Below are 23,389 nucleotides of genomic sequence, written 5' to 3' on the forward strand. Positions count from 1 at the left end.
CTCACCTAAACCAGCTATTTATCTTATAGTCAGTTAGGGGGATGCATACTATAATGAAATCACTCTAGAGTACAGGATTTGGTTATTCTTCAGGTGGGAGTGAAGCTAGTGAAAGATAAAGATCCATTATTTGATCGTTTTTTCGACAGTATGGAATCATTGGCAGATGCGATAAGTGAATCGCTACAGTCTCAAGTTACCATCGAGGACAGCAATCATCATGTGATTGGCTACAGCTCGCATGAATTTGAGAGTGACTCCGCGCGGATTTCAACGATTATCGGGAAGCGTGTACCTAACGCTGTGATTATTGGCTTGCGCAAAAAAGGGATTATGCAGCAGCTGGAGAGCGCGGCACATCCCATTCGAATTCCTGCGGTGCTGGAGGTGGGACTTGGCCCCCGGCTGGCCATTTGTATTAAACATCAGAAGGAAATTCTCGGGTACATATGGGTAGTAGATACAGGCAACCTGGTAGAAGGGCATGCCGAAAATATCGTTGAGAAAGCGGCAGGTATCGTAGGTCGTTATTTACTTAAGCAGCGAGGCTGGAAAACGAAGCAGGACAAAACGCATGAGGATTTTTTCTGGAAGCTGATTACCTCCCACTACGACAACGAAGCAAATATTAAAAAGGATGCGGAATTTTGGTCCATTCTTTTGCCGGAAAAATATTATATTAGCGTGTTTGAGAGTGACAAGGTAATCGATGATCATTTAATACTCCGGTTTCGGCAGGTTATGGCTTCTTATTCCGGTCTACAATTATTATTTCTGACGGCTGAGCATAATCGGCTGATTATTTTGTTTTCTTTCAGCTTTGTGATCGAGGGGGCGGGTGGATTATCTTCATTCCTGCATAAAACAATGGAGGATATGTATAAGAGTGAAGGCTGCACACTGGCTGCTGGCTGTAGTCTCGATTACACTGAATATATGTCCGCGGCTATTGCCTATTGGGAAGCGGTATCCATTGTGGAGATCAAAAAGCTGCTGCCTTTTCATGGGCGAGAGTTGCTATTGTACGAGGAGATTGGATTTTGGGCATATATACCGGCTATTATGGAGCAAAAGCGCAGTCGAATTCGTAAAAGCCCGTTGCTATATCCGCTAAAAGAACATGATCGCGAGCATAAAAGTGATTTTCTCAAAACCATCGCTGTCTATTTATCATTAAGCGGCAATTTAAAGGAATCCGCGGCTTTTTTACATATACACACTAATACATTGCTTTATAGATTAAACCGAATCGCAGAGATTACGGGCAAAAGCTTGAAGGATACGGGTTATCGGACTTCTATTTTCCTCGATATTTTGACGGAAGAGACACGGCAGCTTAACCAATGGTTTGTCGATGCCTGGGAATCATGAGAATTAAGCACCAACCCGGTGACGAACACGTACAATAACCTATATTTAGAACCTATAACATTGGAGGGACTAAGCATGGTGAAGGAAGTTCGTTCACCCGATGCCCTTGACTTTGAACGCAAAATGAGAGAAAGCATCGTGGAATCGGCTGAAGCTTTAAATGAAAGTGGAGTGGATTTTGCAACATTTGATGATTCCCGCTGTAATCCGCTGTTTTGGACACGTACAGAGATTGGTGGACTTCAGCTGAACGCTGGCGTGGAACCCACAGTGGGGATTAAAGATATTTTTCGGAATGGACATTTATATGCCTTCGAATGCGCGACAGCCATGGTTATTGTTTTGTATAGGGCGACAATTGAAGCTATAGGTGAAGGAGCCTTTAATAAGTATTTTAAGGACTTGTTCTTATGGGACTGGAATTATGATGAGAATTTACGCTTAATCACAAACTACAACAAGGACCACACGCAGCGGGGAGACGTTGTATATTTCAAGAATCCCGATCATGCTCCGAGCAAGCCAGAATGGCAGGGCGAGAATGCAATTAAGCTTGAAAATGATCTGTTCTACGGCCATGGCATAGGGATTACTACTGGAGAGATCATCATAGACTCTCTGAATCAGGAAAGAGTATATGGGAGTGATATCTCGGCCTATTTAACGGATGAATCGGTGCATCCAGACTTTAATTACTTACAGCGGTTATCTGCAGGAACGGTTTTACCGGCAGCCAACAATAGAAGCTTCCGATACACTGTATGTTCAAGAATAGGGTCTAGAAACTATATTTATAAGATCTAGCGTCTGCCTATTGTATACTTACTGAGCAATGCAAAGAGAGGGCACTTTTGTATTGTTCATTTTTTTATTCACAAAAGAAAGGGATAGAGCTTCAGATAACTCTGAAAACTCTATCCCTCTTTTTTAATTAAGGACTACCACGTCGTTTCTAATTTGTTATAGCTCAATAAAATCGTTGCGGAATTTCTCGAAATCAGATTTTCTGCATTCCAGCTCAAGGCGTGTGCCTGTTTCTTCATAGCTAGTAGATTGAACATGGGCATGTTCATTGAAATAAGAGACTACATTACCCCGATCAAATGGAACCAGAATCTCGCACTGGACATAGTCCGTAAAAACATGGCTGCGGATCAGAGCGGTAAGTTCAGCCATTCCACTATTTTGCTTGGCGGAAAGGTAGACATTGTCACCTTCAATTTGCGGGTAAGGCAAATCAGTCAGATCAGCCTTATTATAGGCATAGATCGTTGGAATCTGGTCAGCGCCGAGTGCTTTAAGCGTCTCATCCGTAACCGCCATATGCTGTTGATGCTGCGGATCGGAAATATCGACTACGTGAATCAATAAGTCCGCTTCGGTAACCTCTTCAAGAGTGGAGCGGAACGCTTTGACCAGATGATGGGGAAGCTGGCTGACGAATCCGACAGTATCTGTTAATAAAAAGGTTTTGTGATCAGGCAGCTCAATGCTGCGAACCGATGTCTCTAGTGTAGCGAACAGCATATCCTTGGCGAATACTTGTTTATTGGAACCTGGATGGTAAGTCTCTACCATGACATTCATTAAGCTGGACTTTCCGGTGTTCGTATAGCCTACAAGGCAGACGACGGGAACTTCATTTTTATGCCGTTGTTTCCGCTGGATTTGACGTCTTGCTACTTGTTGCTGCAGTTCAACCTGTAAAGCAGTGATCCGCTCTTCAATTCTTCTGCGGTCCAGCTCTAGCTTGGTTTCACCCGCACCTCTGTTTTTAAGTCCAGCTCCGCCACCTTGTCTGCCCAGCGACTCACGAAGACCTGTGAGGCGCGGCAGCATATATTGCAGCTTGGCTACTTCAACTTGCAACTGTGCCTCCTTGGTCTTCGCTCTTTCCGCAAAAATATTCAAGATCAGAATGGTCCGGTCAATGACCTGACGGTCCAGTGCGGACTCCAAATTGCGGATCTGTGAAGGTGACAGTTCGTCGTTAAAAATAACAATAGGAGCATCGTGTGCTTCTAAAAGTGCCGATAATTCCTCGATTTTACCTGTCCCGATATAATGGGAGGGGTTAATTCGACTTGCCTTTTGACTAAGCTCTCCTACGACTTCAAGGTCACAGGCAGCTGCCAGATTGCTCAGCTCTTCCATCGAATAGGCGAAATTCGTTTCGTTCTGAAGCTGGACACCGACTATAATTGCTTTTTCTCGTATTTGTTCCATATATTTATTCATCCTCCAATAGTAAATAATAAACGCAAAAAAACACAGGCAATCTGCCTGTGCTTACGGTTCGTTAGAGGACGTCAGAGTTAGGGCCTTCCATAGGTAGAATGAATTAAACAACAGTCCAGTCGCAGGGAAGAGGCACTTTGATCCCTTGCGAGCAGCAGTTGGCTAATCGGCTTCTATGGATGTTCAATTCTTAAAGGAATGGAGGTGAAGAGAATCCTCCCTACACGCTGTTGTTAAATTATCGGGTTACCTTTAAAAATGGGTAGACCAATCCTGAGTCCTCTGCACATGGGCAGAGCTTTAGCGCTATTCAATTAGCCGCGCAAAGTTCTAACTCGGATAAAGTCTATCACACGTAACCCTCCGTTCATAAAAAGTTAAGTCGAGTTTACCACATTCGTTATTTAGTGGCAAATCTCTATTTAGGCTCTGGAACATCTCTTGTATTTTAATTACATCCAATAATTCTAAACAATGTTTACATATCATATATGAATTGATATATAGGAGGTGTGATGACATTGCCTGTTCTGTCCACAAACACCATTATTAATTTACCTGTCGACGGTACTCGGCCAATAGATCAAGTAGTGATCAAAGTTGTTAACAATGGATCGGCTGGCGCGTTTTGTTATATTACGGGCTTATCCAATAGTGTCAGTCCCCAGGCCATTTTTGTTGAAGAGTTATTTGAGCTGCAATATCAGGAGACCTTAAGCAAGACCTATGTCATGGTAGAGGATTTATTCCAATTTAATTTTGTATATTCGCAGGAGCAGATGAAGATTCAGGTTTTTCTTGTTGATGTGGACGGTGTATGGACCGCCGTTGATCTTGAAGTGTTTCAAGTGAGCCGGATAACTTCGGAAATACGTGATAACGTGTCTGTTACATCGACTGACTTCGCAGCAATCAGTTTTATGAGGCGTCCCGGCTTTGCTATTCCACAAGGTCTTGCGGCTGAGATTCGACCGGCAGCTTTAGATGTTATGTCCAAAAGACCAGTGCGCTATATGATCGTTGCAGGCGGGACACTTGATGGGACCTTCGAGAATTATCCTACACCGACTACGAATATTCCTGCCACGGACACGGCACTGCTAGTGAACTATACCTGCACTACGGTCACGGGTGGAAAAGTTATTATGCAAGGTACAGGATCAGGGATTTCTGGTGCGTATGCGAATCTGGCGGTCAATTTGCTTAATGAGCGACTCTCATACGAGTTCCATGATGAACCTGTCACATTGGTGGTAAACTCCCTCTCGGGCGGGGATGATCTCGCAGTCACCTTTAAAATGTCCGAGCAATGGTAATTATTCTTGTGAAAAAGGAACATTCGCATCTACGCGAATGTTCCTTTTGCTAGTCATTTAAGTCTCTACGCAAGGTAAAGAGATCTTTCAGAGCCTCAGTGGACAGCTCGGTAATCCAGCCTTCTGAGCTGGAGATCACATTGTCGCTGAGCTGCTGCTTATTCTCCAGCATTTCATCAATCCGTTCTTCGAGTGTACCCAGGGCGATGAACTTATGCACCTGGACATCACGAGTCTGGCCCATGCGGTAAGCGCGGTCAGTTGCCTGATTCTCCACCGCTGGATTCCACCAGCGGTCGAAGTGGAATACGTGATTGGCTGCAGTTAAGTTCAGGCCAACTCCTCCAGCTTTGAGTGAAAGGATGAATACATTCGGCTGATCAGACGGCGGTGCGTCTGGACGTGTAGACCCATCTTCCGCAGCAGGGGCTGGTGTCTGAAACCGCTCGATCATACGGTCGCGCGCCTGTTTGGAGGTGCTTCCGTTCAAATAAAGGACAGGTTCGCCCAGCTCCTGCTGGAGAACCGCCTGAAGCATTTTTCCCATACCCACATATTGAGTAAAAATCAGGCAGCGCTCGTCTTCCGCGCGCAGCTCCTTGACCATATCCAGCAGTCTTTCGAGTTTGGAGGAACGGTTAATAAGAAAGCTGGTATCCAGCTTGTTGTCCGTATCCAGTTCAGGGATAGCCTCTTTTGTTACAAGCATCGGGTGATCGCATAGCTGCTTAAGCCCGGTCAGAGCTCCAAGAATTGCCCCTTTGCGCTCAATGCCTTCCAGCTTCTTCATCCGTTCCAAGAGTCCATTTACGGTCTGATCGTAAAGCGCTGCTTGCTCGGCAGTCAGATGAACATAGGTTTTCATTTCGTTTTTATCAGGTAGATCGAGCTGTATATTAGGGTCTTTTTTCTTGCGGCGCAGCATGAAAGGTTTCACTAGATTTTGTAGGTCCGCTGTACGTTTCGCGTCGTGTTCCTTCTCAATAGCATTCGTGAATCGGTCATTAAAAGACTTGGCGCTGCCCAGATAACCTGGGGTTATAAAATCATAAATGGACCACAGCTCGGATAATCTGTTCTCTATAGGCGTCCCTGTTAAGGCAACCCGGTGTAGTGCTGGAAAACTACGTACAGCAGCGGATTGTTTGGTTTGGGCATTTTTGATATTTTGAGCTTCATCCAGGCAGATCGTCGCCCAAGTGAATTCCTTCAGCAGCTCCTGGTCAAGCGCGGCAGTCGCATAAGAGGTGAGTACCACATCGGCTTGCGAAGCTGCGCCATAGAAGAATCCTGCGTCCAGACGGCGGCTTCCGTAATGAAGCATAACATTTAAAGAAGGCGCGAAGCGTTGCAGCTCCTTCTGCCAATTGCCTAACACGGAGGTCGGGCAGATGATCAATGAAGGCCAACCTGGTGGGTCGGTCTGCCGCCGGGCTGAGCTTGCATCCGTGTTCTCTTGGATGTGTAGCAGATAGGCGATGAGCTGTACTGTTTTGCCTAGTCCCATATCATCGGCTAGGCAGGCCCCCAGCCCAAAGCGGCGCAGAAAGGTCAGCCAAGCGAATCCTTCATGCTGATAGGTGCGCAGCTCCGCCTTAAGGCTTGCAGGTACGGGCGGCTTAGGCCATTCTGAGCGCTGGCCCAGCTGACCGATAAGGCTGATCAAATGCTCGTTCAGCTCTACCTCCAGACGCAGACGCGCGGCATCCTCTTGCAACTGCTCTTCCGTAGCTTCAGCGTCTGCCTCTTCACCTGCTCCTAGCAAATGGAGCTGAAGCACGTCTTGGAAGGACAAGCCTTGCGACTTGTCCATTCCCGCCATGGCTCTTTGGATCTGCGCCAGCAGAGCCGGATCGAGCGAGACCCATTTGCCCTTGAAGCGGACGAGCCGTTCCCCTCTTGCGACCAGCTCGGCAAATTCGGCCTCAGTGAGATCCGCGTCGCCGATGGAGATTCGCCAATCGAAATCGATGATCGAATCGAGACCGAACAGCGACTCACCGCCGCTGCGTTTGTCTTCGCCGGAGCTGATCTTTGCGCGCAGGCGCGGCTTTTTCCGGCTGGCGGCTTCCCACCACGCCGGCAGCAGCACTTGCCAGCCTGCTTCCAGCAGCCGCTGGCTCTCGGCCGTCAAGAACCGCCAAGCGATGGCATCGCTGAGCGGCTCGGCCAGCACATCGCCGCCCGCCGCGAAGCGCTCGGGCGGCAGACTGCCGCGGAGGCGCTCCAGCCATCCCGCGGCCCGTTCATGCACGTGAGCCGACCACGCGGCCGGCCACAAGCCGTACGGCTCGCCGTTATCGGCGAGCCTGATGGGAACAAGCGCGGATTCATCGCGCTTGTCCTGAAGGATCAGCTGCAGCCGCCAATAGGATTCATCCTCATCGGGCTCCAGCAGCTGTAGCGCGGGCCGGAAAGGCGCGGTGTCCGCCTTCCAGCCAATGGCGATAAGCCACGCGGCGGTATCCATGCCCGCTGCAAGTGCTCCGCTTCTATCGAAGAGAAGCGGGAATTCGCTGCGGAGGTCGCCGGCCTCGGCCTCCGTGCTGTAATAGCGCTGCGATACGGCGGCAGAGAACGCCGCACGTAATCCGCGGCTAAATTCGCTGCCGCCATTTAGCGCCTCAAGGGCTCCCTTAGCAGTGTCACTGTCCACTGCCACCTGCGCAAGAGCCCCTTCGTCCCAAGTCCATTGCAGCCTCCCGGCGCGGTAGGCTGAGATGTCGGGAATATACTGTTTGTGCTCCAGACATATAGCCAGAAGTAGCGCCAATTCTGTGAGCTGGGCGGCATCGCCCTCCCAGCTCCATTCGATATGCGCCAGAAGCTTCTGCTCGGCAAAGAAGGGGATGACCTGCTCAGCAGGAAGAATCACTAGCTCCACGCCTTCGCCAGCTGGCTGCACGGTTAACTCCGTACCATAAAAAGACGCTTCATGCCAGGCGAAAAGCCGCTGCTTAAGCTGCAAGCCCGGCACGAGATCTTCGCGCTCATTCATTCCAAATATTAAAGCATCGCCATACTGGCTTAATGCAAGCCGGATGGTCAGCGTGCGTAAATGCATGTTCATGGTATTAGCTTTCCTTTCCGAAGCTCCTCTTGCAGCGCACGGAGCCTGCTATGCCTAATGGCGAAGGCAGTGAGGAACTCTTCCCAGCGTTCTTCTTGTTTCAGCTTTTTATACAGCTTGGATAATCGTTTCAATAATTTCACAGCCGCTTTGTAGCTATGTCTGTTCTTATCCAGCACAAATCTTTCGGCGGCCTGATGGTAAAAGGGCAGCAGAACCTCAGGCGCATTCTTTTCCACCGGTTGGAGGTCTTTGACACGAAATTCGGAGGGCTGTTTACCGATGGACAGCTGATAATCCATCCAGGTCTGCCATTTCTCATAGGTGATTAGCTTCTCTTCATAGACTTCGCCAGAGATAGGTAACATGGTGGCTAGTGTATCCCACATTTGCGGCTCAGCTTCAGGCAGGTGACGAACAGCTTCTTCCCAACTGGTTGAATAGCTATTGAGATTATAGAGTCTGCTGCTCAGCAGTGGACCGATTTGAGCAAGCCAACCCACCAAACGGGACCAGTCCCCTGCATCCAGCAGCGGAGAGGTGAAGCTCATGAGCTCATCGGGATGGAGACCCGGGCGCTCGGCCGCTTTATTCAATAAGTCCCAAGCCTTCTGGTCATCCATCAGATAGTAATACATACGGCTCTGAGCTAACAGCCACGCATGTTGTGAAAGGGAAGCACCTAATTCACCCTCTGCTTGCTGCAGCTGTTCGATTTCATTCAGGTAAAGCTTAGTTCCACCTGTATTTGGATAAATCCAGTTTCTCCACAGCAGATCATAGCTAAGAGAAAAAGAGGGTTGATCCCGTGAGCGATCCCGCGACTCCGTCAACATCTCGCGCCGCAGATAAGATAAAGTATCGATGACATACGGCCATAGATCCTGCTCTTGCTCGGGAGATAGCGGGAGTGTCTTTTTTAATAGACCTGTGATTACTTCCTGTAGTTCTGAGACCGCTACCTGTGTGTAATAACCAAGAGAAGGGGCGTAAGCGGCCTGACCGACGGATTGCGCAGAAGGCTTAGCAAGCTTTTCCAACAGAAAAAGATGAGCATGCAGAGTGAACAGCTTCTCCGTTTCCGGAAGCATTTTCGGTTTGAATTTATTGATTGCAGACAAGGCCCGACTCACATATTCAGGATTTCGGGTGGTATGGGCTAGAGGGGAGACACAGAATTCAAAATACTCCCGCCACTCCGTGATTTTTCCGCCAGCAATGCGGTTGGCCATCTCTTTCATTTGCTGCTGACGAGTTGCATCGGCTCCAATAGAGGCATTTGTTGCTGTGCTTGATATTTTGGGCAAAAAGGATGCAGCTTTAGCGTTGGCCAGAACCTGTACAGATCTATTCTGTTGTTCGGCATAATTCAGCAGCACAGCAGCCATATGTTTGCAATGACCTGATACTGGACAATTACAATGACAATTGGTGAAGCCGTCGAGATCAATGGTGACGCGGTAATCCTCTCTACCTTCAACTAGAGCGTTAATCTTACGAGGCTCCGTCATGGTAAACGGCTGCACTCGATTTTGTTTATAATATTGGAACCCTCGCTTGAGGGTAAGATCATCGAAATAATAGGCGACATTTTGGATGAGCTTACTCCACTGCGTATCATCCATAGCATAGGTTGGTTGCATACAATTGGTCTCCTGTAACGAAAATGGTCTTTATTTGTCTTTCATTATATCACTTCTGCAGGCTTCATCTTTAAATCGTTAAATTTTGATAGCTCGTAAGGAAACTCCGTTTAAAAGCTGGCGTGGAGATGATTAGAAGCTAATGGCTTGTATTGAACGGAAGGTCTGAACATATAATAATCGTACTGCAAGTTGGGTCATGATTATATAGGTGTCATTTACGAAAGATCAAACAAAGGTCAAAATTGGTCAAATAAATAAAAAGAACTAATTTTCTCGTGTGAAATCAGTTAATTCGCCTGAATTTGAGCGATAATCGGCTTAAATCGGTTTTGTTATTCCTCAGTTAGGGGACTATAATAAGGTCATAGGTCAAATAAAGTCAAAGTCAATGAGAGGAGAATGGATAATGTTTGATATGGTTCCTTTTGGTAAACGTAGAGATGATGCTTTTGGTATGCTGGCTAAGTCTTTGAATGATGTTTTTAATGATGATTTTTTTGCACCGATTAAGAGTTCCACGATGTCCTTCAGAACAGATATTCATGAGAGTGAGCAGGCTTACCTGATTGAAGCTGAACTTCCTGGTTTGAAAAAAGAAGAAATCGACATTGATTATGCCAGTCCTTATTTGACGATAAAAGCGGTACGTAAGGAAGAAAATGCCGAGGAGAACAATGAACATCAGATTGTACGCAGAGAACGCCGATATGGTGAATATGTGCGCAGATTCTATGTTCAAGATATTGCCGAGGAAGAAATTCGCGCGTCTTTGAAAGATGGAGTGCTGAAGCTGGAAGTTCCCAAACGGCAAAAAATGCAAGGTAAACGCATCGAGATTCAAGACGGAGATTCTAATTCTACCGGTTCGCAGTCTGAATAAGCATAAATTAAGCGGAATGGACTTCCGCTCAGTCTTCTAGAGATGGCAGCGGGCTTTTAATATAGTGTTATGAAATAGAAGGCGCATTGTAGTGGAGGATTCCGGCTATGGTGCGTCTTTTCTCGGAGTGCAATGGTGGTCGGTATGAGATTAGGTATGGAAAGGAGGAAGCACGAGTGGCTAGTAAAAGCTATTATGATGCTTTGGGCGTGAGCAAAAAAGCTACTAAACAAGAAATTAAAAAGGCTTATCAGAAGCTTGCCAAGAAGTGGCATCCCGATGTTAACAAAGCCCCTGAGGCAGAGGCGAAATTCAAAGAAGCAGCTGAAGCCTATGAAGTACTTGGTAATGAGGATAAACGAAAACTCTATGATGAAGAGCTGCTTTATGGAGCTCAACGTGGCAGAGCTAGTGGAGGGGCGGCGAGTGGAGCCTCTTCTTGGGATTCAAAATTTGGTGGAAGTGGAAGTGGAAGTGGAAGTGGAAGTGGAAGCTGGAACGGTGGGACTTATTCAACGGGAGGTTCTGGTATTTCGGAGGAAGATTTATTCGGGATGTTTTTTGGAAATCGGGGCTCGGCGGATCGGGCTGGCTTTGATTTTTTCTCGGGAAGTGGAACGGGGCGTGCGAATGGCAATCCGTGGGGCGAGGCCCGCAGTACTATGCAGGCGCAGCTGGATATTACCTTGGAGCAGGCTTATAAGGGCGCCACTGTAAGAGTACAGGTCAGCGACAAAACGGTGGATGTGAACATTCCGCCCAGATCCCATGAGGGTACAATTATTAAAATCGCGGGAAACACTCCGGGTGGCGATGTGCTGCTTGCACTTCATATTCTTCCTCATGACATTTATGAGATTCGCGATGCTGACTTATATGGCATGGTTGAAATTGCTCCTTGGCAAGCGGTATTGGGCGGAGAAGTGAAGGTTCCATTACCGGGTGGCGGCGCCGTGAAATTGAAGATTCCAGCAGGAATTCAGAGCGGTAAAACGCTACGCATCCCCGGCAAGGGCTTAAAACGTGAGAATGGTGCGAACGGCGATATTTTATTTGGTATTGAGATTGTTATCCCTGAACCCACCAGCGAAGCGGAGAAAAATTTGTACCGAAAGCTGGCAGACTCCAGCCCTTTCGAAGCCAGAGCTAAACGTCAAAACACTGGCACCCAGCGGCAAAAGGCGAAAGTGGGTAATTAATAGATAGGTAGAAGAGGTAGAGGTGAGGTGATTTCACTCGTTTGTGATCAACTCTGATTGGTGAAAGGCTGAATTGAATGCTAGTTGCAGAACAGTAACTTATTTAGCCACTAACTATAAAAGAACTTTTCGCTCAAACGGTGAAAGTCGGCACTATGGTGGGAAAAGAAGTGTCTTCGAAAGTGCCTTCGAAAGTACCAAACTGGGATCGATGGTCGAAAAGAAAAGGCAAAAGTGCCTTAGAATGCGCTGAATCAGGCTCGTTGTTCGAAAAGAAAGCCAAAAGTGCCTTAGAATGTGACGAATGGGGCTCGTCTGGCGAAAAGAGAGGCAAAAGTGCCTTAGAGTGCGTCGAATGGGGCTCGATGTGCGAAAAGAACGGTATAAATCCCGTAGAATGAGCACAAACCAGCCAGTTACTCGAAAAGAGCGGCAAAAATCCCGTAGATTGGGCGCAAAGCGTTCAGTTACTCGAAAAGAACGGCAAAAATCCCGTAGAATGAGAGCAAACCAGCCAGTTACTCGAAAAGAACGGTAAAAATCCCGTAGAATGAGCACATAACGGCCAGTTACTCGAAAAGAACGGCAAAAATCCCGCAGAATGAGCGCAAATCAGCTAGTTACTCGAAAAGAGCGGTAAAAATCCCGTAGAATGAGTACAAACCAGCCAGTTACTCGAAAAGAACGGTAAAAATCCCGCAGAATGAGTACAAAACGGCCAGTTACTCGAAAAGAGCGGTATAAATCCCGTAGAATGAGCACAAACCAGCTAGTTACTCGAAAAGAACGGTAAAAATCCCGCAGAATGAGAGCAAACCAGCTAGTTACTCGAAAAGAGCGGTAAAAATCCCGCAGAATGAGAGCAAACCAGCCAGTTACTCGAAAAGAGCGGTAAAAATCCCGCAGAATGAGCGCAAATCAGCCAGTTACTCGAAAAGAACGGTATAAATCCCGTAGATTGAGTACAAAACGGCTAGTTACTCGAAAAGAGCGGTAAAAATCCCACAGAATGAGCGCAAAACTGCTAGTTACTCGAAAAGAACGGTAAAAGTCCCGTAGAACGAGCGTAAACCAGCTAGTTACTCGAAAAGAACGGTATAAATCCCGTAGAATGAGAGCAAACCAGCCAGTTACTCGAAATAAGCGGGATAATTCCCGCTAAATTAACCTATCCCCGGCCAAAAAGGCCGATTTAATATAATCACTCTTAAATAGAAAGGTGAGAGAGCTATGGATTTCAATAAATTAACTCAAAAGCTGCAGGAAGCAGTGGCTGCGGCGCAGTCGCTGGCATCAGACAGCGGTCATCAGGAGATCGATAATCTCCATCTGTTAAAAGCGTTGCTCCAGCAGCCAGAAGGATTGCTGCCAAGATTGCTGCAAAAGATGAATATCCCTGTGACTGAGCTGATGCGCAGCACGGATGAATTGCTTCAACGCAAGCCGAGCATCAGCGGGTCAGGAGCAAGCACGGTAAGGCGTTTCGCCTCGCAATCGCTGATTCATCTGCTGGAGCAGGCGGAGAAGGAAGCGGCGAAGATGCAGGATGAGTTTGTTTCTGTGGAGCATGCTGTGCTGGCCATGGTGTCAGATTCGAGCGGGGAGAATCGTGAGCTAAGGGATCTTTTTGTCCGCCGTGGGCTGACCCGTGAGAAGCTGATGTCGGTGCTTGCTGAGATTCGTGGACATCAGCGGGTAACCAGCCGGGAGCCAGAAGCTACTTATGAGGTGCTGGAGAAATACGGCCGTGATCTTGTAGCTGAGGTTCGCGCGGGCAAGATTGATCCAGTCATTGGTCGTGATGGCGAGATCCGCCGAGTAATCCGGATTTTGTCCCGTAAAACGAAAAATAACCCTGTGCTGATCGGTGAACCAGGTGTAGGGAAAACAGCCATTGTGGAAGGCTTGGCACACCGGATTGTACGCAAAGACGTACCGGAGGGTCTGAAGGATAAGACGATTTTTTCACTGGATATGAGTTCACTTGTGGCAGGCGCGAAGTTTCGTGGTGAATTCGAAGAACGCCTGCAGGCGGTATTGAGAGAGGTTCGCGAAAGCAACGGCCGCATTATTCTTTTTATTGATGAGCTGCATACAATTGTGGGCGCAGGTAAAACCGAAGGCTCGATGGATGCGGGCAATATGCTGAAGCCGATGTTGGCCCGGGGTGAGCTGCATTGTATCGGTGCCACAACGCTCGATGAATATCGCAAATATATAGAGAAGGACCCTGCGCTGGAGCGCCGTTTCCAACAGGTGCTCGTGAGCGAACCCGATGTAGAGGATACGATCTCCATTTTGCGTGGTCTGAAGGAGCGGTTTGAAGTCCACCACGGGGTCAAAATCCATGACAGCGCCCTGGTAGCCGCAGGTGTATTGTCCAATCGTTATATTACGGATCGATTTTTACCGGATAAGGCGATTGACCTAGTGGACGAGGCTTGCGCCATGATCCGCACAGAGATAGACTCCATGCCGGGTGAGATGGATGAAGTGACCCGCCGCCTGATGCAGATGGAGATTGAAGAAGCGGCGCTTAAAAAAGAAACTGATGACGCCAGCAAACGCCGACTCGAAATATTGCAGCGCGAGCTCGCTGACCTGAAGGAGAAGCAGCTAGGAATGACGGCGCGCTGGGAGAAAGAGAAGTCGGCCATCCAAGGGATTCGCGACCTCAAAAAACGGCTGGAGCAAGCACGTAAGGATCTGGTCGATGCACAGGAGGAATATGATCTTAATAAGTCAGCCGAACTGAGCTACGGCATTATTCCTGATCTGGAGCGTCAGTTGAAAGCAGCGGAAGAAGCGGCACAGCAGGATCAGGATACAAGATTGCTACGTGAGGCTGTTACTGAAGAGGAAATCGCAGATATTGTCTCCCGCTGGACCGGCGTTCCGGTTAGCCGACTGGTAGAAGGCGAACGGGATAAGCTGCTGCGTCTGGAGGATACGCTGCATGAACGGGTAGTGGGCCAAGACGAAGCCGTCAGCTTGGTGGCCGATGCGGTGCTTCGGGCAAGAGCAGGAATCAAAGATCCGAATCGCCCGATTGGTTCATTCCTGTTCCTTGGCCCGACGGGTGTAGGGAAGACTGAGCTGGCTAAGTCGCTTGCGGTATCTCTTTTTGACCGCGAAGATGGCATGATCCGTATAGATATGTCGGAGTATATGGAAAAGCATAGTGTCTCCCGTCTCGTCGGCGCACCTCCAGGATATGTTGGATATGAGGAAGGCGGGCAGCTCACGGAAGCTGTGCGGCGTCAGCCTTATACTGTAGTGCTGCTCGATGAAGTGGAGAAGGCGCATCCCGATGTGTTTAACATTCTGCTGCAGCTGCTTGATGATGGACGGCTGACTGATTCACAAGGCCGAATGGTTGACTTCAAGAATACAATCATCATTATGACTTCCAATATCGGTTCACCTCATCTGATTCAAGGCACCGATGAAAAAGGTCAGCTCACGGAAGCTGCCAAGGATAGAGTGATGAAGGAACTGAGTGGTCATTTCCGTCCAGAGTTCCTGAACCGGGTGGATGACATTGTAATGTTCAAGCCGCTGACACTGGGTGAGATCGAGAAAATTGTGGACAAACTGGTGGATGGATTGCGTCTACGTCTGGCAGAACGGGAGATCGGGCTGGCATTAACTGAATCGGCGGTGCGTTTTATCGCTAAGGAAGGTTTTGATCCTGTGTATGGGGCAAGACCGTTGAAAAGATTCATCCAGCGCAGCTTGGAGACACGTGTGGCACGTGCGATTATTGCTGGTGAAGCCGCAGAGGGATCAGTTATTCAGGTGGATGAATCCGGCAACGAGCTGACGGTAAGCATTCTGAAGCCAGAAGTCGATGGACCACAGAGTTCTGAATAAAAAAAGGCGTCCACAGAACCCTAATGGTTTTGTGAACGCCCCTTTTATTGTAAGCCTCACTCCACCCAAGGGATTAGATGAGGCTGTTCATCCAAGATGGACATATATTGCTCTTTCCAGCCGTATTTGCCGTCGGGGTCGAGGAGCATATAACGCAGATATTTTTCGAGCCGGAACTCGGCTTTGGACCAACCGAGATGCTTGAGCCGCAGGTTGCTTAGCTGATGAGACAGCTCGAAGATATTTTCCGGGAATCGCCCACAGTGCTGTGGGGATTCATTCCATACATAGTTGAAGTCTTCTTTATAGCGAAGCAAAAAAGGGCGGTAGTTCAGATGAGAGCGCCAGTAGGTATCCTCCCTGTAATGGTTCGCGTTCCATAAATCGTAAAGGCGGAAGCAGAACAGATCGACCCCATCAGCAAACAGCAAGGTATCTATATTTTCCGCGAAGCTGGTTTCAAAGATCTCATCCGCATCCAGACTCAGAATCCACTCGGGATTTGTCTTTAGGACTTCCTCCCACTGCTGTTTTCGCAGCTCAATTTCATTGCTGAACTTGGATTCGGTATTATGCACGAGATGAACGGGAATGCCGTCAAGTGCTTCCAGACAGACAGCTGCTGTATTGTCGGTGCTACCGTCATCAATAATGACAGCCTCATCGATATATTTGCGGTGTTCCTCCAGAACCTGTCGCAGGAAGCGCCCGCTTTCATTTTTTACAACCATGGTAAGGGTTAGCTTGGGGCGTTTTTTGGTTATAGGAGCAGCTGCAGCCTCATTGGAATTTTCCTCGATGGGTGTGGGTGCCGATTCAGCTTTTACCCCTGTTGTTTCTCTGATGAAATCTTCAACCTTGCTCAAATCACTATCTCTGTACAAATGAAGGGCAGGATAATGGGTATCAACAAATAGTGGAATGCCAAGGGCCGCGGCACGAATGCAGAAATGGCGATCCTCGCCCCAGTATGAAATGTTCCGGATCTGATTGTAGCTCACCCCGGCTTTTATCGCATGCTGGCTAATCAATGTACAAGCGCCGAGACCCCCCACTTCATAGATTCCAGGATTGCGGAGTTTGGCTATGAATTCATGAAATCTGCGGTTGATCTCCTCGGGTTGCAGTTTTTCGCCGGGAAGTATCTCCCACTGATTGTATTCGTCATGCATCCAGACCTGCGGCTGAAACATGGTATCTGGCTGCCACTGTGTCCAAAATACTTCTGAAATAATATCTTTGTTCGTCCCTATTAAATGTCCTAGCGTATCTGGGTGGAGGATGAGGTCAGAGTCGATCAGGAAGAGGTAGTCATAGTTCAGGGTTTGCGCTCGGTTAATCATGAGGTTTTTGAAGTTGGCGACTTTCCAGACTAAATCAGAATTCCAAAAGTGGGTCGTATCATTGCGAATGTACGCATCGTGAAAGCCGGAGCTTTGAATAAAAATATGCTCACCCTTGCTTTTGAATTCCTGGAGCAGCCGGCTGGACGCTTCATCATCATTGTCATCAATCAGATGGAAATCCAGTTCGATTTGCTCGATATTCAGGCGCAGCAGGGAATTCAGAAATTCTCGCAACACATTGGGCTTTTGATGGATCGGGCTGCCGATTAATACGCGTGTCTTATTCATTGCGGCCTCCTTGGGGGACTCTCCCTTTCTTCCGAGAGGTATAGGTATGTTCTCAATATATTTACAGTTAGATAGTAATAATCCTTATTTCGCAAAGTTCTTATAGTAAATGAGAAATGAGAGTTGGATAAATTGAACTTTTTAGATATATTAATTTTTATGGATCTGCTGTACAATTACCGGATAATTAGATAAGAATGCCAGCCAGATGAGCACAGGAATGAGACTATGGATAAATCACCACAAAAAGCTCAGTAGTTAATCGATCTGTTACTGGCCATGAATCCTCGTGCGGATGTGTTCTGGTATGATGTAAAGGTAAATACCGACCTCTGCTGGATGGGGATGTTGAGGAAATATACGTACCGGAAGAGACAGCGAAGACTGAAGCTCATATTGGTGGCTGAACAGAGTTTAGGAGAGTAGTCACGATGAAGCTGGTCCATCAAGGTTTTTATAACGGTCTGACTTTCCAACGTGTGGTTCGTGGATTTATTGTCCAAGGGGGTATTGCGACCCTTGGCATACTGTATTCGGAAGAGTCATTTCAGGTATGGACCATGTGGATACTTTAAAGCGTGGGGATGAGTCATGAAAAAGGTCGGAATTATCAGTTCCCTCAATATTACATTAATGTGAAATGCTATCCATTGTAATTCCTAGTATCCCGATATACAATATAAAAAACAAACAAAGACAATATAGACACGGGGGAGAAACTTATGCGTAAAGGATTATCTGGAGTTATTACTTTGGTTTTGTTAACATTTTTGATTAGCGCGTGCTCCGGGGGAAATAACGCCGCTTCCACAAATACAAATCAGACGCCTACGGCTACTGAAGGATCGACAGCAAGCACTGAACCAAAAGATGGTGGCAACTTAATTATTGGGGTCGCTGCAGATCCTGTCATTCTAAATCCGAACTATGCTGGTGATCGTGTCAGTCTGACGATTGACCAAGCGCTCTACGCGCCATTGTTCCAAGTGAATAACGGAGAGAAGACCTTCTACTTGGCAGACAGCCTGACACTTTCCGAAGATAACCTGACTTATACATTGAAACTGAAAAGTGGACTAACTTGGCATGACGGAGAAAAGCTTACAGCTGACGATGTCGTGTTCACGATTGATAGCATCCTCGATGAGAAGCAAAACAGCATGTTGAGAGCGAACCTATTCATCGGTGATAAACCCGTTAAGGCAGTTAAGGTGGATGATCTGACTGTAGAGTTCAAGCTTCCGCAGGTCAGCCCAGCTTTTGAAGCTACACTAGTGCAAGTATTTCCGATTCCAAAGCATATTTTTGAGAATGAGACGGATCTAGAGAAAAGCACCAAGAATGCTGCTCCGGTTGGATCTGGCCCATTTAAATTTAAAGAATACAAAGCAGGCGAATATGTTACACTCGAGAGATTTGATAACTACTTTGGTGGCAAACCACATCTTGATTCTATAACGTACCGGATTGCTAAAGATACGAATGCTGCCAATCTCGCACTTCAGAATGGTGAGATCAACATTAAATATCTAGATCCACAGGATGTTGGAACGATTGAGGCTTCGAACAATTTCGAAATCCTGCCTTATAGTGAAGGCCGATTGTCCTACCTGTTGTTCAATGCAAACAGTGATAGAGGTGCTCTTGCTAAAAAAGAAGTTCGTCAAGCCTTGTCTCTAGCCCTAAGTCGTGATGAAATCATTCAGGCTGCTTATACCTCTAACGAGTATGCAGACCCGGCGAAGTCCTTTTTGACTCCGGATGCATTGTTCTATACTAATGACGTACCTTCTTTTGATAATGATGTAGAAAAAGCCAAAGAGCTTCTGCAATCGGCAGGGGTTAGCGATCTGAAATTGAGATTGATTGTATCGAGCGGTAATAAAGCTCAGGAAGCCATTTCACTATACGTGCAGCAAAAGCTAAAGGCCATTGGCGCTGAAGTTGAACTGCAAAATATGGATGCCTCGGCATATGGTCAGAAATTCAGTGATATGAATTCAACAGATTTTGAACTTGCGATTGCAGGTTATATTATGGGTTACGATCCTGATGCTTACAGAATTTTGTATACATCTACTGCAGACTCTAACTACTCGCATTATAATAATGCTGAAGTCGATAAGTTGTTCAATGATGGTGCAGGAGAAGCAGATGTGACTAAACGTGGTGAGATCTATAAGAAGATCCAAGAGATCATTGCTGATGATGCACCGATTTATCCAATTGCTAATACTAAGACTATTGTAGCTGTCTCCAAGAACTACGGCGGTCTAGAAGAAGCAGTCTTGAAGCCTGTCGTTATTTTTGAAGATTTATCGAAAATCTACCTTAAATAAGAACGGGAAAAAATAAGCTGGTCAATCCAGCTTATTTTTTTACCGATATAGAACTGGGAGAATATACGTATGAGACAACTTATCGTCCGAAGATTACTGCAAACCCTGCCGATGCTGTTTTTTGTCTCGGTTGTGTGCTTTGCGATGATTAAGCTGGCTCCGGGGGATCCGGTACTATCCTTCGTTACGCCGAATATGCACGCGGATGATATTGAGCGCATCCGGCATAACCTTGGGCTGGATAAGCCAGCCTACATTCAATATTTTATATGGATCAAAGAAGTACTGCAGGGCAATTTCGGTTATTCCCTTGTGAATCATCAGCCTGTATTGGAGCAAATTCTAGAACGTTTACCTGCAACAGCAGGTTTGATGGGCAGTGCAATCGGCTTAGCCGTTCTGTTGGCGATCCCGATGGGTCTGCTTGCTGGAGCTAACCGGAACCGCTGGGTGGATAAACTAATTAACTTTTTATCCTATATCGGAATTTCAGTACCTTTATTTTGGCTGGCCATATTACTTATGTACTTATTTGCAATTAAGCTGCACCTGCTGCCTATTATGGGGATGCGAACCATTGGTGTGGAATCAGCGGTTGATGTATTGAAGCATGGTATTCTGCCTTGCGCCGTATTGGCTTTTGGATTTCTGGCCGGTTACGTACGATACATCCGCTCTAGTACGATTGGACAGCTAAAAGAAGAGTATGTGCAGATTCAATATGCTTTTGGATCCAGCAAGACAACGATTCTGTTCCGTCACGTGCTTAAGCATGTACTGTTGCCAGTAATTACATTGCTCGGGATGTCGATGGGTGATCTGGTGGCGGGTGCAATTGTAACGGAGACGGTATTTTCATGGCCGGGTATTGGCTCTTTAGGGATGACTGCGGTTAAAGGGATGGATTATCCCGTAATTATGGGAATAACTTTGTTCTCTTCTTTAATGCTGATCATCGGCAATCTGGTCGCGGATATTCTATATAGCTTCGTGGACCCACGAATTAAATTGACGAGGTGACCTCATGAATCGCAGTAAATGGAAAAGTGTTGGAGATGAGCTATTTACGAATAAATTGGGTGTCGCAGCCCTCATTACTTTAATCGTCTTCACACTAGGCTCTATATTTGCTTTTTTGTCCGGACATGATCCGAATGCAATGGATGTTTTGGCACGTTTGAAAGCGCCCGGAGCGGATCATTGGTTTGGTACGGATGATTACGGCCGGGATTATTTTGCCCGAGCTTTGTATGGCGGCCGGGTATCTTTGCTAGTTGGTTTTGCTTCAATGATCATTGCCACGGGTATAGGTGTGACGGTGGGCGTAATCAGTGGATATTTTGGCGGATGGATTGATAATCTATTGATGCGGATGCTTGATGTAGTGATGTCCATTCCATCTTTCCTTGTGCTGCTGCTGCTCAGCGTATTTCTGAAGCCGAGTGTAGGAAACATCATTTTAATTATTGCTCTATTAATGTGGATGAACATTGCCCGTGTGATTCGTGCGGAGACGATGACGATTAAAGAACGGGAATATGTACTATATGCAAAAGCTTCCGGCCAGAGCAACTTCGGAATTATCTGGCGTCATATTCTTCCGGGGCTAGTACCTGTTGTGATTGTAGGTGCGACGAATAATATCGCTTCCGCGATTATGATGGAGTCGTCCCTAAGCTTCCTTGGGTTCGGGGTACAACCTCCGAATGCCACTTGGGGCAGTATGCTTAACAATGCACAGGGATATATCGCTCAGGCACCTTATTTGGCATTGTTCCCGGGGTTATTGATACTATTAACGGTTCTGAGCTTTAATGTTCTGGGCGATATTTTGCGGGTTGGCTTTGAACCGAAGCTGATCCGAAGATAGGAGTGTGAAGACATCATGACGGAACGGCTATTGTCTGTTGAGAATTTGAAGGTTTCCTTCCAAACTCGAGATGGGGAGAATCAGGCAGTTCGTGGCGTTAGCTTTCATATAGATGCTGGAGAAACGGTAGGGATTGTTGGTGAATCCGGAAGCGGGAAAAGTGTAACTGCGAAGGCGATTATGTCGTTGATTACACCTCCGGGTAAAATTATCGCTGGAAATATCAATTTTCGTGGTGAGAATTTATCTAACCTTTCGGAAAAAGAGTGGAGAAAACTGCGTGGCAACCGCATAGCGATGGTGTTTCAGGATCCCATGACCTCTCTTAATCCTGTGAAAAAAATCGGCCAGCAGCTTACGGAGGTCATCCGGCGGCATCGCGGCTTAAATAAGGAAGAAGCGTTCAAAGAAGCAGCAAGTATCCTGCGGCAGGTGGGTATAAATAATCCTGAGCAGCGGCTGCAGCAGTATCCGCATGAATTCAGCGGCGGGATGCGGCAGCGGGTCATGATCGCCATGGCTCTTTCCTGCCAGCCAGAGCTATTGATTGCGGATGAGCCGACAACTGCGCTTGATGTAACGATACAGGCCCAAATTCTTGATCTTTTTAAAGAGCTAAAAAATAATACCAGTACAGCTATAGCACTGATCACCCATGATTTGGGTGTGGTGGCTCAGGTATGTACACGGGTTATCGTAATGTATGGTGGACTAGTGATGGAGGAAGGTACGGTGGAGGATATTTTTTATCGCCCACAGCATCCTTACACGAAAGGTCTGCTTCGCTCGATTCCGAAACGTGACGGCAAATCGCGTGAACGTCTAATTCCAATCGAAGGTACACCTCCGGATTTGTTGAATCCTCCTTCTGGCTGTCCCTTTATGGAGCGTTGCCCTAATGCTTTTGCCCGTTGCAGCGAACGTCCTCCGGTAATCGAATTATCGCCCGGTCACCGTTCGATGTGCTGGTTAGCAGATGGTGTGCAGGAGACTCCAGCCGTAGCTGGCGTTGAAGGGAGCGGTTCGGTTGAGTGACAATAAGATTCTAGTGGACGTAAATAATCTCAAAAAACATTTCTCCAAAGGCAAGGATATGTGGGGACGCGATACATCGGTGCTTAAGGCAGTAGATGGCGTAAGCTTTCAGATTCGTCAGGGAGAGACCTTTGGGCTGGTTGGAGAGTCAGGAAGCGGCAAGTCCACGGTTGGACGCTGCTTGCTGCGCTTATATGATTACACAGACGGTGAAGTGTCTTTTGACGGGCAGCCGCTGAGCAAGCTTGGAGAGAAGCAGTTAAAACCTTTTCGCAGACGCATTCAGTCGATCTTCCAAGATCCCTATTCTTCACTTAATCCAAGCTTAAATGTGCTTGATCTGATCAGTGAGCCTATGAAAATCCACGGCATCCACGAAGGTGAAGAACGCAAAGAAGCTGTTGCGGCATTGCTGGAAAAGGTAGGTTTAAAAAGAGAACATCTCTACCGCTTCCCGCATGAATTCAGCGGTGGACAACGCCAGCGGATTTCGATTGCCAGAGCATTGTCCGTAAGACCTGAGTTTGTCGTGTGTGATGAGCCGATCTCAGCGCTGGACGTGTCTGTCCAGGCCCAGGTAGTGAACATGCTGGAGGATTTGCAGTCCGAATTTGGCTTGACCTATCTCTTTGTCGCACATGATCTGTCGATGGTACGGCATATTTCTGACCGGATCGGCGTGATGTATGGCGGTCGACTAGTAGAGGTAGCCGAAAGTGATGAGCTGTACGATAATCCTATTCATCCTTATACAAAGGCGCTGCTGTCTTCCATCTTGGAGACGGATCCCCGGCGGGCCAATCAGAGAATTATTTTAGACGGATACTCGCAAGAGTACGGCAGAGCTGAGACTTCTACACTACAGGAAGTAAGCCCGGGCCATTATGTTGCTTATGATTTTACGGTATGATTAGACTC

General features: G+C 47.2%; 15 protein-coding genes and 1 pseudogene. 12 read left to right on the forward strand and 4 right to left on the reverse strand.

Annotation, left to right across the window (positions count from 1 at the left end):
* The first annotated feature begins 108 nt into the window (after positions 1-108).
* A complete protein-coding gene (locus MKX34_RS01345; protein WP_038568227.1) occupies positions 109-1,371 on the forward strand; it encodes a helix-turn-helix domain-containing protein in 1,263 nt (420 codons plus the stop codon).
* 75 nt (positions 1,372-1,446) lie between these two features.
* Positions 1,447-2,175, forward strand: a complete 729-nt coding sequence (locus MKX34_RS01350; RefSeq protein ID WP_036687267.1) for a hypothetical protein — start codon at positions 1,447-1,449, stop codon at positions 2,173-2,175.
* Positions 2,176-2,331: 156 nt separating this feature from the next.
* On the opposite strand, the gene hflX is transcribed toward MKX34_RS01350, so the two are convergent.
* Positions 2,332-3,597, reverse strand: coding sequence for a GTPase HflX (gene hflX / locus MKX34_RS01355; protein ID WP_036687269.1), 1,266 nt, complete (start codon positions 3,595-3,597; stop codon positions 2,332-2,334).
* A 527-nt stretch (positions 3,598-4,124) separates the two neighbouring features.
* Between hflX and MKX34_RS01360 the strand changes: the two genes are divergently transcribed.
* A complete protein-coding gene (locus MKX34_RS01360) occupies positions 4,125-4,925 on the forward strand; it encodes a hypothetical protein (RefSeq protein WP_036687271.1) in 801 nt (266 codons plus the stop codon).
* A 49-nt stretch (positions 4,926-4,974) separates the two neighbouring features.
* Here MKX34_RS01360 and MKX34_RS01365 read toward each other — a convergent pair whose 3' ends face one another.
* Both MKX34_RS01365 and MKX34_RS01370 read right to left on the reverse strand, forming a co-directional pair.
* Positions 4,975-7,995 (reverse strand): DEAD/DEAH box helicase, encoded by a 3,021-nt coding sequence (locus MKX34_RS01365; protein WP_076297238.1) that lies wholly within the window; start codon positions 7,993-7,995, stop codon positions 4,975-4,977.
* Positions 7,992-9,638, reverse strand: a complete 1,647-nt coding sequence (locus tag MKX34_RS01370; RefSeq protein ID WP_076107338.1) for an SWIM zinc finger family protein — start codon at positions 9,636-9,638, stop codon at positions 7,992-7,994. Before MKX34_RS01370 ends, MKX34_RS01365 begins: the two co-directional genes overlap by 4 nt.
* A 409-nt stretch (positions 9,639-10,047) precedes the next feature.
* Here MKX34_RS01370 and MKX34_RS01375 point away from each other — a divergent pair, with 409 nt between their 5' ends.
* From MKX34_RS01375 to clpB, 3 genes are all read left to right on the forward strand, one after another.
* Positions 10,048-10,521 (forward strand): Hsp20/alpha crystallin family protein, encoded by a 474-nt coding sequence (locus MKX34_RS01375; RefSeq protein ID WP_076101144.1) that lies wholly within the window; start codon positions 10,048-10,050, stop codon positions 10,519-10,521.
* Between the two features lie 176 nt (positions 10,522-10,697).
* Entirely contained in the window at positions 10,698-11,720 is a 1,023-nt protein-coding gene (locus MKX34_RS01380; protein ID WP_179089316.1) for a J domain-containing protein, read from the forward strand.
* 1,230 nt (positions 11,721-12,950) lie between these two features.
* A complete protein-coding gene (clpB, locus tag MKX34_RS01385; protein WP_076297241.1) occupies positions 12,951-15,593 on the forward strand; it encodes an ATP-dependent chaperone ClpB in 2,643 nt (880 codons plus the stop codon).
* A 56-nt stretch (positions 15,594-15,649) separates the two neighbouring features.
* On the opposite strand, the gene MKX34_RS01390 is transcribed toward clpB, so the two are convergent.
* Complete coding sequence (locus MKX34_RS01390; RefSeq protein ID WP_076297242.1) at positions 15,650-17,227, reverse strand: glycosyltransferase; 1,578 nt, start codon at positions 17,225-17,227, stop codon at positions 15,650-15,652.
* Between the two features lie 434 nt (positions 17,228-17,661).
* Here MKX34_RS01390 and MKX34_RS01395 point away from each other — a divergent pair.
* From MKX34_RS01395 to MKX34_RS01420, 6 genes and pseudogenes are all read left to right on the forward strand, one after another.
* Positions 17,662-17,822: pseudogene (locus MKX34_RS01395) on the forward strand (peptidylprolyl isomerase); the annotation flags it as partial.
* A gap of 127 nt (positions 17,823-17,949) precedes the next feature.
* Positions 17,950-19,566, forward strand: coding sequence for an ABC transporter substrate-binding protein (locus MKX34_RS01400; protein ID WP_076141416.1), 1,617 nt, complete (start codon positions 17,950-17,952; stop codon positions 19,564-19,566).
* 69 nt (positions 19,567-19,635) lie between these two features.
* The gene (locus MKX34_RS01405; protein WP_036687292.1) at positions 19,636-20,586 is read left to right on the forward strand and encodes an ABC transporter permease; all 951 of its coding nucleotides are present in this window, start codon (positions 19,636-19,638) and stop codon (positions 20,584-20,586) included.
* Positions 20,587-20,590: 4 nt separating this feature from the next.
* Positions 20,591-21,436, forward strand: coding sequence for an ABC transporter permease (locus MKX34_RS01410; protein WP_036687295.1), 846 nt, complete (start codon positions 20,591-20,593; stop codon positions 21,434-21,436).
* A gap of 15 nt (positions 21,437-21,451) precedes the next feature.
* Positions 21,452-22,471, forward strand: a complete 1,020-nt coding sequence (locus MKX34_RS01415) for an ABC transporter ATP-binding protein (RefSeq protein WP_036687296.1) — start codon at positions 21,452-21,454, stop codon at positions 22,469-22,471.
* Positions 22,464-23,381, forward strand: coding sequence for an ATP-binding cassette domain-containing protein (locus tag MKX34_RS01420; protein WP_280513446.1), 918 nt, complete (start codon positions 22,464-22,466; stop codon positions 23,379-23,381). The genes MKX34_RS01415 and MKX34_RS01420 overlap by 8 nt, the downstream gene beginning before the upstream one ends.
* Positions 23,382-23,389: the final 8 nt, after the last annotated feature.

Origin of the sequence: Paenibacillus sp. FSL R5-0636 (assembly GCF_037974255.1) — a bacterium.
GTDB lineage: Bacteria > Bacillota > Bacilli > Paenibacillales > Paenibacillaceae > Paenibacillus_AQ > Paenibacillus_AQ odorifer.